Origin of the sequence: Endozoicomonas sp. SESOKO2, from assembly GCF_024606245.1 — a bacterium.
In the GTDB taxonomy this organism is placed as follows: Bacteria; Pseudomonadota; Gammaproteobacteria; order Pseudomonadales; family Endozoicomonadaceae; genus Endozoicomonas_A.
This window is the reverse complement of the sequence record NZ_JAHHPQ010000345.1, coordinates 1-1,045: the sequence shown is the minus strand read 5'-3', so window position 1 is coordinate 1,045 and position 1,045 is coordinate 1. Positions and strand designations below refer to the sequence as shown.

Annotated in this window: 2 protein-coding genes; both read left to right on the top strand. The window is 43.3% G+C overall.

What is annotated here, in order from left to right; all coding sequences use genetic code 11:
* Positions 1 to 436: hypothetical protein (locus KDK17_RS07865; RefSeq protein WP_257287782.1), on the top strand; the 436-nt coding region annotated here is incomplete at its 5' end.
* A gap of 198 nt (positions 437 to 634) precedes the next feature.
* On the top strand, positions 635 to 1,045 hold a 411-nt coding region (locus KDK17_RS07860; RefSeq protein WP_257287781.1), incomplete at its 3' end, for a hypothetical protein.

Below are 1,045 nucleotides of genomic sequence, written 5' to 3'. Positions count from 1 at the left end.
GAACGAATATCTGTCAGGCCTGTTCGCAAAAGAAAAAGAATGGCCGTCCAGGTCAAGACTGCCAGAATTTATGGGGGTTGACGAAACAACATACCGTTCCTGGCTGACACGCACAGCTGAGGAAATTCTGTACTGGACAGCCATACAACCTCACGAGGCCACAGATCATTGTACATTTACTCCTTCTGATGAGTGTTACTCAGAACACATAAAGCAAAATGGAAAACTGGACACCACACTATACCCAAAAGATTTGGAGACTTTCGACATACATAAAAAATTTCCCAAAGACTTCCATAATGTCAATGACCAACTCAATCTTGGAGCCAATAACGCCGTCTTTCCTCTGATCAGTCTGGTCAAGGGACTTACGTTGTTTGCCGGCAATATTTTTGCATTCGCGGATCAATACACAGAGGAAGATAATAGAGAATGAGGTATATCCCCCCAATGCATCCAATATTTCAGGCTATTGACATTGCTTTGTGTTGCATTGGCTCGGCCAGAGGTCTTTTTTCAACTCTGTAGTCCTTCTGTTTTGGAACTTTCATTTAATTAGCGGGTCTTAATTTACGAGCATTCCATAGAGTGGGCTCACCCCCGTCAAGATTAAGTACAATTAAAGACAGGAGTGATGATGAATCAATTATCTAAATCCTCATATAATCAGGGGCAAAATTTTTCTGCTTGCACTGCAACAGCCGTTGTCTCAGATAGTGCTACAGCGGATTACGACAATGTTTCCGGCAGAACCGTCAGGCCTGTCAGCGGTAAGCCTTTGGGAGTCAATCGCGCAGATCCCTTAACAGGACAAAAAGATCAAAAAGAGGTCGGAATTTCCTCCAGAGCCGTTGCTTTAGATGTAGATACCTGTGAAGTAGCTGCATGCGAATCAGGATTAAGAAAGCGTCATGCCATTCAGCATGCGAACACTGCTATCCTCAGCGACAGACAAGTCAAGCTGATTCAAGAACTCATTGATGGTAGAAACGATAGACTCACAGAAGATGAATTTATAGATGTTGCCGACTTTCTTCCTTGTGAT